The 14,406-nt window shown below is 64.9% G+C and carries 15 protein-coding genes and 1 tRNA gene; 10 read left to right on the forward strand and 6 right to left on the reverse strand.

From position 1 onward, the window contains the following. Positions 1-37: 37 nt before the first annotated feature. The 3 genes from smpB to dapA are packed head-to-tail and all read right to left on the reverse strand — an operon-like array spanning position 38 to position 1,879. The gene (smpB, locus tag XI02_RS25415; protein ID WP_016843999.1) at positions 38-511 is read right to left on the reverse strand and encodes an SsrA-binding protein SmpB; all 474 of its coding nucleotides are present in this window, start codon (positions 509-511) and stop codon (positions 38-40) included. Position 512: 1 nt separating this feature from the next. Further along, positions 513-929 (reverse strand): large conductance mechanosensitive channel protein MscL, encoded by a 417-nt coding sequence (mscL, locus tag XI02_RS25420; protein WP_026192850.1) that lies wholly within the window; start codon positions 927-929, stop codon positions 513-515. Between the two features lie 59 nt (positions 930-988). Continuing rightward, positions 989-1,879: a 4-hydroxy-tetrahydrodipicolinate synthase gene (dapA, locus tag XI02_RS25425; protein WP_026192851.1), complete on the reverse strand. Its 891-nt coding sequence runs from the start codon at positions 1,877-1,879 to the stop codon at positions 989-991. Positions 1,880-2,249: 370 nt separating this feature from the next. On the opposite strand from dapA, the gene XI02_RS25430 reads away from it, so the two are divergent. The 5 genes from XI02_RS25430 to XI02_RS25450 all read left to right on the forward strand — a co-directional run bounded on the left by XI02_RS25430 (position 2,250) and on the right by XI02_RS25450 (position 6,946). Then, positions 2,250-4,736, forward strand: a complete 2,487-nt coding sequence (locus XI02_RS25430) for a transglycosylase SLT domain-containing protein (RefSeq protein ID WP_370144253.1) — start codon at positions 2,250-2,252, stop codon at positions 4,734-4,736. Positions 4,737-4,975: 239 nt separating this feature from the next. Further along, positions 4,976-5,068: transfer RNA gene (locus XI02_RS25435), tRNA-Ser, on the forward strand. Between the two features lie 197 nt (positions 5,069-5,265). After that, positions 5,266-5,547, forward strand: coding sequence for a hypothetical protein (locus XI02_RS25440; RefSeq protein WP_018271948.1), 282 nt, complete (start codon positions 5,266-5,268; stop codon positions 5,545-5,547). Between the two features lie 384 nt (positions 5,548-5,931). Further along, positions 5,932-6,498, forward strand: coding sequence for a hypothetical protein (locus XI02_RS25445; RefSeq protein WP_244980665.1), 567 nt, complete (start codon positions 5,932-5,934; stop codon positions 6,496-6,498). Between the two features lie 166 nt (positions 6,499-6,664). Further along, positions 6,665-6,946, forward strand: a complete 282-nt coding sequence (locus tag XI02_RS25450) for a hypothetical protein (protein WP_016843993.1) — start codon at positions 6,665-6,667, stop codon at positions 6,944-6,946. A gap of 425 nt (positions 6,947-7,371) precedes the next feature. Here XI02_RS25450 and XI02_RS25455 read toward each other — a convergent pair whose 3' ends face one another. Beyond that, positions 7,372-8,280: a DMT family transporter gene (locus XI02_RS25455; RefSeq protein ID WP_018271949.1), complete on the reverse strand. Its 909-nt coding sequence runs from the start codon at positions 8,278-8,280 to the stop codon at positions 7,372-7,374. 97 nt (positions 8,281-8,377) lie between these two features. Between XI02_RS25455 and XI02_RS25460 the strand changes: the two genes are divergently transcribed. Further along, on the forward strand, positions 8,378-9,166 hold the full coding sequence (locus tag XI02_RS25460; protein ID WP_041482662.1) for a helix-turn-helix domain-containing protein: 789 nt from the start codon (positions 8,378-8,380) through the stop codon (positions 9,164-9,166). Between the two features lie 19 nt (positions 9,167-9,185). On the opposite strand, the gene gcvA is transcribed toward XI02_RS25460, so the two are convergent. Continuing rightward, positions 9,186-10,088, reverse strand: coding sequence for a transcriptional regulator GcvA (gene gcvA, locus XI02_RS25465; protein ID WP_018271951.1), 903 nt, complete (start codon positions 10,086-10,088; stop codon positions 9,186-9,188). A 186-nt stretch (positions 10,089-10,274) separates the two neighbouring features. Between gcvA and XI02_RS25470 the strand changes: the two genes are divergently transcribed. The 4 genes from XI02_RS25470 (at position 10,275) to XI02_RS25485 (ending at position 13,663) form a co-directional block, all read left to right on the forward strand. Beyond that, a complete protein-coding gene (locus tag XI02_RS25470; protein WP_018271952.1) occupies positions 10,275-10,781 on the forward strand; it encodes a PaaI family thioesterase in 507 nt (168 codons plus the stop codon). 11 nt (positions 10,782-10,792) lie between these two features. Beyond that, on the forward strand, positions 10,793-12,034 hold the full coding sequence (locus tag XI02_RS25475; protein ID WP_018271953.1) for an MFS transporter: 1,242 nt from the start codon (positions 10,793-10,795) through the stop codon (positions 12,032-12,034). A 76-nt stretch (positions 12,035-12,110) separates the two neighbouring features. Beyond that, entirely contained in the window at positions 12,111-12,827 is a 717-nt protein-coding gene (locus XI02_RS25480) for an AraC family transcriptional regulator (RefSeq protein ID WP_026192852.1), read from the forward strand. A gap of 71 nt (positions 12,828-12,898) precedes the next feature. Further along, on the forward strand, positions 12,899-13,663 hold the full coding sequence (locus XI02_RS25485) for a sulfite exporter TauE/SafE family protein (protein WP_026192853.1): 765 nt from the start codon (positions 12,899-12,901) through the stop codon (positions 13,661-13,663). Between the two features lie 45 nt (positions 13,664-13,708). Here XI02_RS25485 and XI02_RS25490 read toward each other — a convergent pair whose 3' ends face one another. Then, positions 13,709-13,975: a hypothetical protein gene (locus tag XI02_RS25490; RefSeq protein ID WP_018271956.1), complete on the reverse strand. Its 267-nt coding sequence runs from the start codon at positions 13,973-13,975 to the stop codon at positions 13,709-13,711. Positions 13,976-14,406 lie beyond the last annotated feature (431 nt).

Raw genomic sequence — 14,406 nt, forward strand, 5'->3', positions numbered from 1 at the left:
GCTGAAGCGACGACGCGATGACCACAAATCAACCGCCTTACCCGCGCGCCCGCATCAGGCGGCCCTTCTCGCGGCCCCAGTCGCGCTTCTTCACGGTCTCGCGCTTGTCGTGCAGCTTCTTGCCCTTGGCGACCGCGAGCAGCAGTTTGGCACGGCCGCGCTCGTTGAAGTACAGCTTCAGCGGAATGAGCGTCATGCCCTCGCGGTCGACCGCTCCGAGCAGCTTGTTGATCTGCTTGCGATGCAGCAGCAGCTTCCGCGGCCGCTTCGGCTCGTGGTTGAAGCGGTTGGCCTGCAGATACTCAGGAATATTGGCGTTGATCAGCCACAGCTCGCCGTTCTTGGAATCCGCATAGGATTCCGCGATCGTGCTCTTGCCGCTGCGGATTGATTTCACCTCGGTGCCGGTCAGCGAAATGCCGGCCTCGATCGTGTCCTCGATCGCGTAGTTGAAGCGGGCCTTTCGGTTCTCGGCAACGACCTTGATGGGACGTTCGTTCTTCTCGGCCACTTTAGCTCTTCTTGAGGAGGTCGCGGATTTCCGTCAGCAGCACGGCCTCGGCGGACGGCTTCGGCGGCTCGGCAGGCTTGACCTCTTCCTTGCGCTTGAACTGGTTCATGGCGCGAATGACCATGAACAGCACGAAGGCGACGATCAGGAAGTTGAGCGTCAGCGTCAGGAAGTTGCCCCAGGCCAGCACCGCACCCTGCTTCTTGGCGTCGGCGAGGTTGGTTGCGGTGACGGCCTTGGAAAGCCCGGTGAAATAGTTGGAGAAGTCGAGACCGCCCGTGATCGCGCCGATGATCGGCATGATGATGTCGCCGACCAGCGAGGTGACGATCGCACCGAAGGCCGCACCGATGATGACGCCGACGGCGAGGTCGACGACATTGCCCTTCATGGCGAACTCGCGGAATTCCTTCAGCATGCCCATCCCCTTCTGTTCGACATTACGCACGGCACTGTTCACGGCGGTCGCGGTCCGGCTCAGTTGATCAAGCCGGCATGCACCATGGCGCCGCGAACCGCCTGGCGGGTCGCTTCGGTGACCGGCACCATCGGCAGGCGCAGCTTCTCGTCCAGCTTGCCGAGCAGCGACATCGCGTACTTCACCGGCGCCGGATTGCTCTCGATGAACAGGTTGGTGTGCAGCGGCATCAGCTTGTCATGGATCTTCAGTGCCGTGGTGACGTCGCCCTTCTGCCAGGCGGTCTGGAACTCCGAGCACAGCCGCGGCGCGACGTTCGAGGTCACCGAGATGCAGCCATGGCCGCCATGGGCCATGTAGCCGATGATGGTGGCGTCCTCGCCGGAGAGCTGGTTGAAATCCTCGCCCATCGCGGCGCGCTGCTGCGAGACCCGCACCATGCTCGCGGTGGCGTCCTTGACGCCGGCGATGTTCTTCAGCTCGAACAGCCGCTTCATGGTGTCGACCGACATGTCGATCACCGAGCGCGGCGGGATGTTGTAGATGATGATCGGAATGCCGATCGCATCGTTGATCGCCTTGAAGTGCTGATACATGCCTTCCTGGGTCGGCTTGTTGTAGTACGGCGTCACGACCAGTACCGCGGTGGCGCCGGCCTTCTCGGCGTGCTCGGCGAGCTCGATCGCCTCCTTGGTCGAATTCGAGCCGGCGCCGGCGATCACGGGCACCCGGCCCTTGGCCTCCTCGATGCACCATTCGACCACCCGCTTGTGCTCGTCGTGGCTCAGCGTCGGGCTCTCGCCTGTGGTGCCGACCGGCACCAGGCCGTGGGTACCCTCGGCGATCTGCCAGTTCACGAGGCTGCGGAACGCTGCTTCGTCCACCGAGCCGTTTTTGAAGGGCGTCACCAAGGCAGTGAATGATCCCCGGAATTTTGTCTTGGCTGCCATGGACTTCCTCCAAACGCTTCAGGCTAAAGGCTAGGTCGACGGACCCTTGTTGTTGGCGCGCTTCACGTCCGTGCGACCGGCACCCGGTTGTTGCGAAACGCCATGAAAGGCAATTCATATCGGGTCTGGCCGACAGGCGAAAGGGCCGTACCGTACCTATTCCCAACGGTAATCTGCGGCGCGCGAAATCGTTTCCAGCCGCGATTTTGCCGTTGTGCTGGCGCAAACAGCCGCACCGGCAGGCTTCTTAGTATTTTGTGTACGTTTTCAATCAAATAAGAACCCATGGCCCAAACGACCAGATGATTCGGGGCCGCAGAGGACTTCTGTGATCCGTTCCGTTCGCGCAGGCACATTGCGGTCGACGGCGCTGGCGACGAGCCTGGCGTTCGTTGTCGGCCTTGCCGCCATCACGGCCGACGCCTGGGCCGCCGAAGATGCTCCAACCGCAAAGCCGGCTGCCCAAGACACGGCTTCGAAGCCTGCCCCTTCCAAGACCGCGCCGAAGTCCACGGCTCCGAAGGCGGCGGCTTCAAAATCAACGGCAACCAAACCCGGCGCTGCCAAGACTGACGCCGCCAGTACAGCCAAGACCGACGCTGCCAAGACCAGCGCTGCCAAGACTGACACTCACAAGACCGAGGCTCACAAGACCGAGGCTCACAAGACAACGTCGCCCAAGTCCGGCGCGGTGAAGACCGATGGGGCCAAGGCCGCTCCTGCCAAGACCGAAGCTCACAAGGCAACGACTCCGAAGACCCCGGAATCCAAGGGCACCGCGTCCAAGACCAACACATCCAAGACCACCGCGGCCAAGCCGGCCGCTCCGGTCGCAACGGGAACCGTATCGAACAGGTCGGTGCCCGCGCCCGCGCTGGTTCCGGCAACCCGCCAGCATGCCGCGCCGATCGCGCGCAAGCCGGTGCTGCCTGCGGCCGTGGCCGCGACATCCTCGACGTCGCAGTCGGACAAGGAAGCGCTTGCAAGCGTCGTCGAGCTGCTGCGCAAGCGCAAGCCGGCGGACGCCACCGAGGCCGAGGCTTCGATCTCCGATCCGGTCGCGCGCAAGCTTGCCGAATGGCTGATCCTGCGCAGCGAGGACAACGGCGCCTCGGTCGAGCGCTACCGCGCTTTCCTCGATGCCAATCCGAGCTGGCCGTCGCAGACCTTCCTGCGTCGCCGCATCGAGGCCTCGCTGTGGGACGACCGCCGCGACGACTCCGCGGTCTGGACCTGGTTCCAGAATGAATCGCCGGTCTCGGCCAAGGGCCGGCTGGCACTCGCCAAGGTGATGATCGGAGGCGGCGACCGCGGCAATGCCGAGCGCTTGGTCCGCGAGGCCTGGCGCAACGACGGAATGAGCGAGGACACCGAAAACACCGCGCTCGACCTGTTCGGCTCGCTGCTGACTGCCGGCGACCACAAGGCACGCATGGACACCATGCTGTACGGCACCGACAACGAGGCCGCCGGCATGCGCGAAGCCAAGCGCCTTGGCTCCGGCTACGTGGCGCTCGCGAAGGCACGCATCGCCGCCACCCGCAAGGGTTCGAACCTGCGCGCGCTGCTGGAAGCCGTGCCGAGCGAGCTCTCCGGCGACACCGGCTATTTGTTCGCCAAGATTCAGTTGCTCCGCCGCGAGGAGAAATTCGCCGAGGCCGCGCGGCTGATGCTGAGTGCGCCGAAGGAAGCCTCTCGCCTCTACAATGTCGACGAATGGTGGATCGAGCGGCGGCTGCTGGCGCGCAAGATGATCGACAGCAGCGAGTTTCGCACCGCCTATCTGATCGCACGTGACGCGGCGCTGCCGGCCCGCGACATCTACAAGACCGAGCAGGAATTCACCTCGGGCTGGATCGCGCTGCGCTTCCTCAACGATCCCGCCCTCGCCGCCCAGCATTTCGCGCGGATTGGCGTCGGCAGCGCCAACCCGACCGCGCTGGCGCGTGCCGGTTATTGGCAAGGCCGTGCGGCCGAGGCTGCCGGCCAAGGTCAGGAGGCACGTGCCGCCTATGCACGCGCGGCCGAACAATCCACCAGCTATTACGGGCAGCTCGCGCGCGCCAAGCTCGGCCTGCCGCAGATCGCGCTGAACAGCGCGCCGCGCGGCCGCGGCGCCGAGCGGCTGGAGATCGTGCGCGCGGTGGCGCTGCTCTACGAAATCGACGCGCGCGAGCTCGCTATCCCGATCTTCGGCGACATGGGCGACAATGGCGATCCAGAGGCCCTCGCCGGCCTCGGCGAGCTCACCGCGCGCCACGGCGATGCCCGCGGCATGCTGCTGATGGGCAAGGCCGCGCTCAACCGCGGACTGCCGTTCGACCACTACGCCTACCCGGTCAACGGCATCCCCTCGTTCCGCCAGGTCGGGCCGGAGGTCGAGCAGAGCGTCGTCTACGCGATCGCGCGCCAGGAGAGCGCGTTCAATCCGGCGGTGGTGTCGCCGGCCCAGGCCTACGGCCTGATGCAGGTGACGCCGGACGCCGGACGTTACGTCTGCAAGCGCGCCGGCATCGGCTTCGACCTCAACCGGATGAAGACCGATCCGGTCTACAACGCGATGCTCGGCGCCGCCGAACTCGGCGGCCTGCTCGAGGACTATCGCGGCTCCTATATCCTGACCTTCGCCGCCTACAATGCCGGCCGCGGCAGCGTGCGGAAGTGGATCGAGCGCTATGGCGATCCGCGCGATCCCAAGGTCGACGCGGTCGACTGGGTCGAGCTGATTCCGTTCTCGGAGACGCGGAACTACGTCCAGCGGATCATGGAAAACCTGCAGGTCTACCGCGCCCGGTTCGGCGGCGGCACCAAATTGCAGATCGAGGCCGATTTGCGCCGCGGCGCCAGCGTGGAATGAGCCGGCGCAACCGGTTTTCAACAGGCTTGGCGCCGGGCGCTTCCAATCCTCACCCAAGATCACGCTAATTATTTGTTATATCTTGCATTTTAGACATCAGCGCGTTCCGCTGCCTACCGATTGGCACGGTGTATAAAGGCTCGGGAAAGGCCGACGGCCGAGCTGCCCTCAAATCACCTTGTCGCAATCTGAATCTGCCGCTTGCGGCTCAGCGCCCACTCGGGCATATCGGCGCCATTGGAGAGGTGGCCGAGTGGCTGAAGGCAACGCTTTGCTAAAGCGTCATACGGTCTCAAGCTGTATCGAGGGTTCGAATCCCTCCCTCTCCGCCAGCCCCACAACTGGCTACCCAACGATGGTCCCCAAGGATCTCCGTGGAGCAATTCGGGCGTCGGCCCGCCCGGTATGACGGCGGTAACCTCCGCGTGAATGAAACATCATTCCCGGCGCCGCGAAGCGAGCGCGCAACAAACCGCGCCCACGATCCCCGCATTGTTTTCTTTCACCTGAAAATTTCCGGGGTAAGGCCATGCAGCAAGACAGTGGCATCCAATTCCAGGATCTCGACCAGGTTCTGCGTAACGCCCAGATTCGCCGATCCTCCGACTTAGGCTTCTGGTTGCGGCAGCGCTTCTCATCGAAAGCAGGCAGGCTCGTCGTCGCAGCTTCGCTGGCCTGCATGGTTGTTGCACTGGCGATCGTTGCTGCCCCACGGCCGGTCTCGAGCGCTGCGCTCGGCAGCGAGTGGCAATGTAGCAAGGCGGCATTTGTTTTGACGACCTGTCGTCAGGCCGACCCTGCGCGCTCATAGCAATCGGCCGCAGCGGCGGGCGTACGGTAGCGACGCCAATAGACAGCGGTGAAACCATTGTCCGGCGGCTCCGTAGCTGGAGCGCCGGCCTATTTCTTCCATTTTGGCACTACGGGCCGGCTGGGGCCGTTCGGTCTTTCCCAGTCACGAACGGCCTCACTTTTAGGTCCATCTACGAACTCAGCTTTCCCTCGGCTTGATTATTTGGCATCAAATGATCATGAAGCGCGCTCGATGATCCGCCGGCCGGTCGAGATCGGGCTGAAGGCGAAATAGATGGATAGCCCAAGTCGCGGTCTCAGGTTGGCGGTCTGTTTCGCGCTGGTTCTGGTTCTGCCTGCTGCGCAGACGCCGCCGACACTGCATTCGCGTGACGAGTGGCGTGTGGTTGACAAGGAATGTCGCGATGTCTCGCCTGCGCAGGCAAAGATACGGGCATGCCTCAACCTGCTGAGCGATCGCCGCCTCCCGACCGCCTATCTCGCGCCGATCACCGGCGAAATATCGAGCACGTTCCAAAGCTTGCGGGACTACGGCAACGCCATCAAATACAAACAGATCGAAATTGAACGCACCTCGGCGAGGCAATCTTCCTCATCGGGTGAAGCCCTTCCTGCCAGTTTCGGCGCGATGTCGCTGCGTTACACGGAGCTCGGGACACTCCAGGCGCTCAATCGCCAAACCACCTTCGACAGTCAGTCGGATGAAGCGCGCCGAGGCGCCACTGAGGAGCAAAATAGCTACAACCTGGCGCTTCAGTACAACCCGATGAACTACAGGGCATATCGATACCGGGCTGAAATTCGAAGCCAATTCTGCGAGAGCGCGTCCGCCGCTCAGGACATGGAGGCAGCGGTTAGGTTTGCCGAACAGGCTGGAGATCAGGACGCCGCTCGAGACTTCAAACGCGTCACGCTGGGCGCCTGCGTTCCGGCGTGGCGGCGAGACTAATCTGCGAGACCCATCGGACTATCGCCACCCGGTGGCATACCCCGCGCCGCACCGCCCCGACCGTATTCCTACGGCCCCGCGACTGGCAGGCAACTTGCGATGTATCCGTGAATAGTTCGGCGCCGCTGTTCTCGATGTGCCGAACTCAGACATTCGGAGCACGCAAATGAACATGCATCATCGTTTTGAGACAGCTCGCGGACGTGGCGGACGGGAGTCGACGGTCAGCAAGATGCTGTCCGACCTCATGCTGGCCTGCCAGCAGATCGAAGCGGATATCGCGACCGAAGAGGCGCGCGCGGGCATTTACGACCGATCGGACGCGAGGTATCCGATCTTGGCAAGGTCGCTCAATGACCGGCACGCCAATCTCAAGGGAACGATTGCGACGCTCGAAAAGCGTGTCGCCGAGAGTTCTCAGCACCAGCTTGTGACCGACGCAGCATAGCTCGGTCTTTGACCAACTTCCCGCACGCGGGCACGCGATCGATGCGATGAAGCATCAGTGCGGCGCTGACGACGTCAGCCGCTGCCGCGGGTGGATGGATCGAGGTTTCGGTTCTCGCCGGGCGGGATCGGGCCAAAGCCCGGATATACGTACCGGTCCGGAGGAGCGACCCGTTCACTTGGACGAATGATGAGGTGCTGTCGTGCGCGACGGTGATGCGCCGTTGCGGCGCCGGCAAACGAGCTCCACAGCATCACAAGCGGCAACGTCAAGGCCAGGGAAATACGCAAGCATACGCGCAAGGCAACACGCATCGTGATCACTCCGTCTCACCGAACCGGTGATCGCCGAGCGTAGCGCCCTATTCTGCCCTGGCCTCTCACATGCGATCAAAACGTCGAGATCGCCAATCCTCGACTTGCGCGTCATCGCGCATCGCGGGCCGTCTTGACCGGCCGCGGCAAGGCTTGCGCGCAGGCGACGCCGAGCAGCGCGAGGCCGCCGCCGATGACGTGGAATGGCCTCACCGGCTCGCCCAGCACCACGATCGCGGCCGCGGCCGTCAGCACCGGCAGAAGGTTCATGAAGATCGCGCAGCGGTTCGGGCCGAGCTGCGCGACGCCGCGGATCCAGAGAAACGGCAGCACGACCGAGGCCAGCGCGCCGGCATAGATGATCAGCGGCCACGTCTCGGCGTTGACCTGCCGCAGCGCCGCCGGCGTCGCGAGGAAGGCGGGAAACATCACGGCCAGCGCGCACAGCGCCTGCATGTAGGTGGATTGCCATCCGGTGATCGGCAGATTCCAGCGCTTCAGCAGCACGCCGTAGAGCGCATAGACGATCGCGGCCAGCAGCATCAGCGCGTCGCCCGCATGAACGCCGTTCTGCAACAGCGACGACAAGTCGCCGCCGCTGACGAGATAGACAAGGCCCGCAAACGACAGCGGCGCGCCGCAGATCATGCCAAGCGTCGGCGGTTCGCCGAGCAGCGCGGCACTGAGGGCGACCGTCAACAGCGGCGTCAGCGCGGTGAACACCGCCATGTTGGTTGCGGTGGTGGTCTCGGCCGCCAGATACGACAGGCTCTGGAACAGGCACATCGCAAGGAAGCCGAGGATCGCGAGCGGACCGAGATGCGGCCAGATCGCATGGCGATTGCGCCAGGCGCCGCGCGCCACGAACGGAGACATCAAGAGCACGGCGACCAGCAGGCGATAGAAGGTGATCGCCTGCGGACCGATCGTGTGCGCCGAGAGGCGAGAAACGATGACGTTGCCTGCCCACAGCACGATGGCAACGAAGGGATAGAGAAGTGCAACTTTCTGCTTGAACATGACCCCGGCAGCGCGTTGGTGAAGGACACACCAGCAACTAGCTGTCGCGCCAACGTCCGTCTCACGCTAGAATGACCTCGCCTAGCGAGATTGGGACATGCGAGATGAAGACGTGTTGGACGAGCTGATCACGCGACACCTCGACTATCACGCTACGGCGCGGCCGATGGCGGCGATGGAGATCGACTATCCGAGCGGCGCGTCGACCGGCCTGCACGCGCATCCGCGCGGCCAGCTGCTCTACGCGATCGAAGGCGTGATGGTCGTGCGATGTGCCGAGGGCACCTGGGTGGTGCCGCCCAATCGCGCGGTGTGGCTCGTGGCCGATCTCGAGCACGAGGTCCGGATGTGCGGCGCGGTCAAGATCCGCACCGTGTTCGTGGACGCCGACGCGGCTCCCAATCTGCCGCAGGCCAGCTGCGTGTTCGCGGTCTCGCCGCTGCTGCGCGAATTGTTCGTTGCCGCGATGCGCGTCCCGCTGGACTATGCGCCCGCGACCTCCGACGAGCGCCTGATGCGCGTGCTGCTCGACCAGCTGCGCGAGGTCGATGTGCTGCCGCTGCATCTGCCGATGCCGCGCGACGAAAGGCTCGCGCGTGTCTGCGCCGCGCTGGTGGCCCGCCCGGACGATGGCTCCACGGCCGAGCAATGGGCGCGCCGGCTGAAGCTGACGTCGAAGACCATCCATCGTCTGTTCGCCAGGGAGACCGGCATGACGTTCGGCGAATGGCGTCAGCAGGCACGGCTGCTGTTCGCGCTCGAACGCCTCGCGCGCGGCGCGCGCGTGGTCGATGTCGCACTCGATTCGGGCTATGCCAGCCAGAGCGCCTTCACCGCGATGTTCCGCAAGCATTTTGGCGTGCCGCCCAACGCGTTCTATCGGTAAGCCGCCACCGGATCGCTAGCTACCGCCCAGCGGCGGCTGACTGGGCGACCGGTCCCAGGATCCATTCCCTGAACGCCGCGATCTTCGGTAGCGACTGCCTGTTGTCGGGACAGACGAGATAGTACGCGAACTCCTCCAGATGCGCGGTCTCGAGCAGCTGGATCAGTTCACCGCTCGCGATCTCATTGGCCACCATCGCGGCCGGCAGCAGGCCCGCGCCCTGCCCCGTCAGCACGGCCTTCAGCAGAAGGCCGCTGTCATCGAACGAGGGTCCGCGCGGCGTGCGAACTTCCGCGATGCCGTTGGCCTGAAACCACAGGCTCCATCCCTTGCGATCGGCGTCGTGCACCTGCGGCCAGCTTGCGAGCGCGCCGGGAGATGCCGGTCGCCCGAGGCGCGCCACCAGCGACGGCGATGCGACCGCCACCATCTCCACCGTGACGACGCGGTCGCTGCGCAGCCCCGGATAGCGGCCGAGGCCGTGGCGCACCGCGACGTCGACGCCGCTGCGCGAGAAATCGACCACTGTGTTGCTGGTGACGACCTGCAGATCGATCTCGGGATGCGTGCCCTGAAACGAGGCCATGCGGGGCACCAGCCAGGCCGACGCAAAGAACGGCGTGACGCTCACCGTCAGCGTACCGACATCGACGGACGCCGCGACGCGGCGCGAGGCATCCGCGATCTGGCGAAAGGCGTTGCGGATCGACGGCAGATAGTCGCGGCCGGCGTCGGTGAGATAGATGCCGCGCGGCACCCGCTCGAACAGCTTCACGCCAAGATCGGCTTCGAGCGTCTTGAGCATCTGGCTGACCGCACCCGGCGTCACGCATAGCTCCTCGGCCGCGAGCTTCACCGAGAGATGGCGAGCGGCGGACTCGAACGCCTTGAGCGCGTTCAGGGGTGGTAGCCTGCTTTCCATGATTTAGATTTTCTAATCTGAATTGACCAGCAAATCTGGTTTGCCAACTCGGCCTTCCGGGCGCTCTATCAGCCTAATCCAATGCTGAAAGCCGCGTCAACGCAGAGAAAGTCGAACCATGGAACTTAGATTTTCTAATCTTCTCTGGCACCCCCGGCAATCCCACTTTCTTGCTGGGGCCATGCCATGACCGAGGTCGCAAACAACCTCGCACTCCGCGAAATCGCTGCAGGCGGCCAGACCGGCCCGCTCGTCGACCGCATCAACGCGTCGCAAGCCGGCAGCCTGCCCGGCCTCTTGGACTTTCAATGGCTCGAAGCCGGACGCGGCCACATTCGCGGCCGCTTCGAGATTGCAGCAAGACACTTCTCGCCGCACGGGCTGCTGCACGGCGCAAGCATCGTCGCATTGGCCGATACCGCATGCGGGTTCGGCTGCCTCGCGTCGTTGCCGGACGGCGCCAACGGCTTCGCCACCGGAGAGTTGAAGACCAACTTCATCGGCGCCGCGCATGAAGGCGGCGTCAGCTGCGAGGCGCGCCTCGTTCACGCCGGGCGCACCACCCAGGTGTGGGACGCCGAGATCCGCAGCGAGGCGACGGGCAAGACCATCGCGCTGTTTCGCTGCACGCAGATGCTGCTCTACCCGCCGAGCAAGACCGGTGGTCACGCGGCACAGGGAGAACGATCGTGAGGAATGCCGTCATGCACGCTGGTTATCAACGAGCCAAGCCGTTCTACGGCTGGTATGTCGTCACAGCAGCCTTCGTCGTCACATTGATCGGCTTCGGCAGCGCCTATACGTTCTCGTCCTTCGTCGAGTCCCTGCAACGGGAGTTCGGCGCCTCGCGCGGCTCGGTGTCGCTGGTGTTCTCCTTCGCGGGCTTCCTGTATTTCGGCCTGGGGATGATCTCCGGTCCGCTTGCCGATCGCTGGGGCGCACGCAGGCTCGCTGGCCTCGGAATGGTGCTGGTCGGTCTCGGCATGGTGCTGGCGGGACAGGCCCAGACCATCCTCCAAGTCTATGCCGCCTACAGCATCGGTATCGGCGCCGGCGTCGGTTGCGCCTACGTTCCGACCTTGGGCGCCGTGCAGCGCTGGTTCGTCAGGCGGCGCGGTTTTGCGTCGGGCCTCGCCGTCAGCGGGATCGGGGTCGGCACACTGGTGATGCCCCCGCTCGCGACCTGGCTGATCACGAGCCTCGGCTGGCGCGATGCCTATGTCGTGCTGGGCGTTGTCGCCGCCGTTGCCGGGATCGGTGCATCGCTGCTGATCGCGGACGATCCGCGCCGTTACGGCACGGGACCGGACGGCGATCCGCTCGAGACGGTTTCGGGCGCGCCGCTCCGGCAGGGCGTCTCGATCCGCGCTGCGGTGCGGACCGCCCGCTTCGCCGGGCTCTATGCCGCCTGCCTGATCAGCGCGTTCGGCGTGTTCGTGCCCTTCGTGCACCTCGTGCCCTTCGCGGTCGATCATCAGGTCGCGCCGACGCTTGCCGTGCTGCTGCTCGGGATGATCGGGGTCGGCAGCACCGCCGGCCGCTTCTTTCTCGGCGGCATCGCCGACCGCGTCGGCCGCGATGCATTCCTGGTCGCGATGTACCTCGGCATGGCCGTCTCGCTGGCGATCTGGGCGATCGCCGGCACTTTCTGGTCGCTCACGGTCTTCGCGCTGCTGTTCGGCCTGTTCTATGGCGGCTGGGTCGCGATCCTGCCCGCTGTCGTCACCGACCATTTCGGCGGCCGCAATGTCGGCGGCATCATCGGCATCCTCTACACCAGCGTCGCTGTTGGCACGCTGCTGGGCCCGAGCGCCGCCGGCTTCGCCTACGACATCAGCCACAGCTACCTCATTCCGGTCGCGATCAGTGCAGCCGCCAACCTCGTCGCCGCCCTCATCGCGATAGTGACGATGCGCTCGGCCTCGCCGATCGCCTCGGTTGCGTAGCGGTGACGTCCGATGACGGGCGGTGATCCCCCGTGCTACGCTTGGGGATCACCCACCCCATCGGTTCGAGACCTCAGTGATCGCTCGCCTCGCCATGACCAATGCCTGGACTTATCAGCAAGCCGACAGGGAAGACATCGTCGAGCTGGCATCGTGGCGCGGCGCCGGCTCGCTTGGCCTCAAGCCGCACTTCCATGACGAGAGCCAGATCGTGCTGGTGCTGTCGGGTTCGCGTGCCTTTCGCATCGGCGGCGCGACCGTCACCGTGCCTGCCGGTCATGCCGCGCTCATTCCGGCCGGAATGCTGCATGCGCCGATGACGATGTCGGACGAGGAAACGGTCTGCCTCAACGCCTACGTTCCAGCGGGCCGCGTCCGCTCGTCGGTGCGGATCATCCGCTTCCGGCAGCGTTGGCGCAACGTCGACGAGATCTCGCCTGGGCAGGTCAGCGAGATCGCCGACGACATCCTGTCGTGCGCGCCGTCCCACCCCGCCGGGCGCACCGACAAGCTCGGCATCGCACTGACCGAGAGCGTCGGGCCGATCGGAGCGATTGCCGCCGGCTTCGGGCGAAGCCGCGAAGGGTTCAGCCGCATGGTCAGCCGCGAGCTCGGCATCCCGCCGCATACCTTCCGCCTGCTGGCCCGCCTCAATCTTGCCCGGCAATTGCTGCGCGCCGGCGAGCCGATCGCGGCAGTCGCGGCAGATGCGGGCTTTTCCGACCAGAGCCACCTTACCCGGCTGTTCCGCCGCACCTTTGGCACGACGCCGGGCGTCTACTGGCGCGGCTGAGGTGACGTCACAGACGTTCCAGACCGATTGGCGCGCCGCCGCTAGCCTGCTCACCCTCAAGAGGGTGAAGGATGGATACCCAGACAAGTCTTCTGTTGCTGGCGGCCGGGCTCGCCGGAGGCACCATCAATGCACTGGCGGGCGGCGCGACGCTCATCACCTTTCCGGCGATGCTCGCGGCGGGCCTGCCGGCCGTCATCGCCAACGCGTCGAATGCGGTGGCGATCTCGCCGGGGCATTTGATCGCAGCGCTCGCCGATCGCGGCAAGCTGCCGCCGCCGACGCGGCGCACGATCAGCTACGTCGCGGTCGCCACGCTCGGCGGCACAATCGGCGCCGGCGTGCTGCTGCTGCTTCCAGAACGGCTGTTCGTGCTGCCGGTACCGGCTCTGATCGCATTTGCAACGCTGTTGTTTGCCCTCGCGCCGCGGATCCAGGGATGGACCGTCGGGTGCGAGAGGGCCGCGGCCCTGTCGTCGACCGGCGCGAGCGGTGCCGCCCTGGGATTGGCGTGCGTCTATGGAGGGTTCTTCGGTGCCGGATTAGGCGTCATCCTGACCGCGGTGCTGTCGATCACCGAGCCCAACGACATCAGGGCGATCAAGGCGTTGAAGAACCTGCTCGCGACCTGCGTGTCGCTCGCTGCCACATTGATCTTTGTCTTTCAGGGAGCAGTGCGGTGGCCGGAGACCTGGGCGATGCTGCTCGGCGCCGTGATCGGCGGCTATGCCGGAGGCTTCCTGATCCGGATCCTTCCCGCCCACATCGTCCGGCAGTTCGTCATCGTGGCCGGAGCGCTGATGACCGTGATCTACGCGGCGCGATACTGGTTCTAGGTGGAGCGAGGGAGCCGAGGCTCCCATCGATATCGGCTGCCTTGCTTAGTGCGTCGTCATCCAGGCGCGGGCTTCGCGCTGGGCAGCCGCGATCTCGACATCGGACATCTGCTCGGCGACTTCGCGCCGGTGCGCGATCGCGTCGGTACGTCCCTTGAGCGCCGCCAGGTTGAACCATTTGTGCGCCGCGATGAGGTTGACCACACCGGAGCGGCCGCTCGCCCAATACATGCCACGTTCGAACAGCACGTCCTGGATTGCCGTTGCGGCAACCGGGACAGCGCTTTCCTGATCGATGACCCCCTGAAACATTCTCATTCCCCTTTTTGTTGTTGGCCACCCTCCCCCGAGCGCGGCCCCCGTCCACTGTTAAAAACTACCCTGTCATTCCCGGGCTGATCTCTTGATCATGCCCGGCGCCGATCCTTGGGATCACCGCGTGCCGTCTTGCCGGCTTGTTGGGATGATCATGGCCCATCAAATTTGAAGAGCGGTTTAAGTATCGCGATGAACGGGATGTAAATCGGAACCGCCAGGGGCGCTTCCAGGAATCGCAGAAGTGCCTGTGCCGCAGGCACTTCCTTGCATTCGTGAACGCCGGTTTACCCTGGTGCTTGGGACAACGATAACCATGGCGGACATTGGCCGCGGGCGCCGGCAGGTCTGCCGGGCAATCAGTTTCGAAATTGACGGAGGGGCGGTGCGACCGATTGACGAGCCGCGGAACGGCGTGCGGCCGGCCG

The organism is Bradyrhizobium sp. CCBAU 21365, from assembly GCF_015291305.1.
GTDB lineage: Bacteria > Pseudomonadota > Alphaproteobacteria > Rhizobiales > Xanthobacteraceae > Bradyrhizobium > Bradyrhizobium elkanii.

Bases quoted from the DNA above. Each gene is read 5' to 3' on its own strand.
- mscL (WP_026192850.1), bottom strand. From the start codon at position 929: ATGCTGAAGGAATTCCGCGAGTTCGCCATGAAGGGCAATGTCGTCGAC.
- dapA (WP_026192851.1), bottom strand. From the start codon at position 1,879: ATGGCAGCCAAGACAAAATTCCGGGGATCATTCACTGCCTTGGTGACG.
- XI02_RS25440 (WP_018271948.1), top strand. From the start codon at position 5,266: ATGCAGCAAGACAGTGGCATCCAATTCCAGGATCTCGACCAGGTTCTG.
- XI02_RS25450 (WP_016843993.1), top strand. From the start codon at position 6,665: ATGAACATGCATCATCGTTTTGAGACAGCTCGCGGACGTGGCGGACGG.
- XI02_RS25455 (WP_018271949.1), bottom strand. From the start codon at position 8,280: ATGTTCAAGCAGAAAGTTGCACTTCTCTATCCCTTCGTTGCCATCGTG.
- XI02_RS25460 (WP_041482662.1), top strand. From the start codon at position 8,378: ATGCGAGATGAAGACGTGTTGGACGAGCTGATCACGCGACACCTCGAC.
- gcvA (WP_018271951.1), bottom strand. From the start codon at position 10,088: ATGGAAAGCAGGCTACCACCCCTGAACGCGCTCAAGGCGTTCGAGTCC.
- XI02_RS25470 (WP_018271952.1), top strand. From the start codon at position 10,275: ATGACCGAGGTCGCAAACAACCTCGCACTCCGCGAAATCGCTGCAGGC.
- XI02_RS25475 (WP_018271953.1), top strand. From the start codon at position 10,793: ATGCACGCTGGTTATCAACGAGCCAAGCCGTTCTACGGCTGGTATGTC.
- XI02_RS25485 (WP_026192853.1), top strand. From the start codon at position 12,899: ATGGATACCCAGACAAGTCTTCTGTTGCTGGCGGCCGGGCTCGCCGGA.
- XI02_RS25490 (WP_018271956.1), bottom strand. From the start codon at position 13,975: ATGTTTCAGGGGGTCATCGATCAGGAAAGCGCTGTCCCGGTTGCCGCA.